Annotated in this window: 2 protein-coding genes; one reads left to right on the top strand and one right to left on the bottom strand. The window is 39.7% G+C overall.

The window, feature by feature from the left end:
• A partial coding sequence (locus FCL48_RS24585) for a transposase (RefSeq protein WP_169309375.1) occupies nucleotides 1–151 on the bottom strand: 151 nt, incomplete at its 3' end.
• A 989-nt stretch (nucleotides 152–1,140) separates the two neighbouring features.
• On the opposite strand from FCL48_RS24585, the gene FCL48_RS24575 reads away from it, so the two are divergent.
• Nucleotides 1,141–1,590 (top strand): hypothetical protein, encoded by a 450-nt coding sequence (locus FCL48_RS24575; protein ID WP_136876731.1) that lies wholly within the window; start codon nucleotides 1,141–1,143, stop codon nucleotides 1,588–1,590.
• Nucleotides 1,591–1,653 lie beyond the last annotated feature (63 nt).

Genomic DNA, 1,653 nt, shown 5'->3' with positions numbered 1-1,653 from the left:
GTTCAAGCATTTCCTTCTTCCAGTTACTCACCATAACTGGGTGAATCTCAAATTCAGCCGCAATTTCACTCATAGTTTTGAGACCTTTAATCGCTTCGAGAGCCACCCGTGCTTTGAATGCTGCTGTGTGTTTTCTTCTTTGCTTTTTCATAATTTCTCCTTGCTGGTTTGTTTGAGAAACTATGCATACTTTCATAACTTAGCCAGTGGTCCTAAAAGCTGGGGCCCTTTCTTCAATGCCGGTGCCTACCATGCCGTCCATTATAATTGCGATGGAAATTATCATGGGACCTGAAATTTAGATAGACATTTGGGTAAAAATACGGAGTGTAAAATGGATAGAAGCGTGGATAGTAATACGGGTAGTAGTACGAGGTGTTGTGGTAACTATTGTAATAATAAGGCTCACTGTAGTAGGGCGGTGCTACCACGCAACCACTGCACGCAAAAATCAAAACTGCCAAAATGAATGAACGGAATCTCATGCCTGGCTCTCCTCACCTGCAATTTTACCTAAACTTTCTTTCTACTAATAAACCCGACTGCAGGTTCCGATCGAGTTCACAGCATTAAAAAAGGCGGCTACCTGTAAGTCTGCAATTTTTTTTCTCCTAATTCAATATAAGCATTGGTGGAGAAACATGACAGATATCTACCACGATATGTAAATATCGATTATTTTAATTTTTAGGACGAAATAATTGCAGGTGAGTTGACAGCCTGTAAGTGATATGATCTACCACCAGTCCGCGTATTGGTTTAGTTCTACTATCAGCCTTGGGTTGAGATATTGTGAATCTGAGAAAATTATTTACAGGTTACTATCATGAAGAATAATACAAAAATACTCCTTTATTTATCACTCCTTGCCTTGTTGGATATGATTATCCCAATACCTTTTACTGCTCTTTTGTTAATCTATGTTATTTTTGAAAAACCTGCATGGTTTAGAAATGTAGTTACTGAAATTTATAATTCTTGATATGCACAATTGTAATGCTTCAGTTGGAAATGGATAATCCACCAGCCCTTCGGAGTTGATTTCTTGTAAACACAATCCATTAATTGTACCGTCCTATTCTTAGTCAGGACATGCCACTCTCGCAACAAGATCAAATCTCAAAGCTAAAAAACGGTAAGATGAAAAGAATCAATTTCAAACGAGTCATAAAGAGGTTCGCCATTGGTGTAATAGGTGTACTTTTTTTATTTTATTTTACCTTTGTTGGCTTACTTGAAATAACAGAAAGACAATGGTTGGGAAAAGCTCCAGCGCGCGGCTTAACCAATACACGTCTTTTAGAGCCCCATCAGTTATCCCTATTGGATGTTGGCATAGACTCCTTGGCTACCCGGCTAAAAATGATCGAAGATGCTCAAAACTCCATTGATCTTGAATTCTTCATTTATGAACTCGATACCTCAAGTAGACTGATCAGCAATGCCCTGGCACGTAGGGCAAGAGAAGGGTTGAAGGTTCGAGTGATTGTCGACTTTGCCCGCCCGGTTTTCAAACTACGACCAGCTAGAAATGACAACCTAAAATTGACCACCCGTGATCACCGAATTTTGACCACCCGATATATATAAAAGAACTGAGACAGGGTGTTATCTCAGCGGTGGTGTTCAGGCCAACCTTTCAGCAACTCCGGT

Source organism: Desulforhopalus sp. IMCC35007, from assembly GCF_005116575.1.
In the GTDB taxonomy this organism is placed as follows: Bacteria; Desulfobacterota; Desulfobulbia; order Desulfobulbales; family Desulfocapsaceae; genus Desulforhopalus_A.
The sequence above is the reverse complement of the archived record's forward strand: the minus strand, read 5'-3'. Positions and strand labels throughout refer to the sequence as shown.

Bases quoted from the DNA above. Each gene is read 5' to 3' on its own strand.
- FCL48_RS24575 (WP_136876731.1), top strand. From the start codon at position 1,141: ATGAAAAGAATCAATTTCAAACGAGTCATAAAGAGGTTCGCCATTGGT.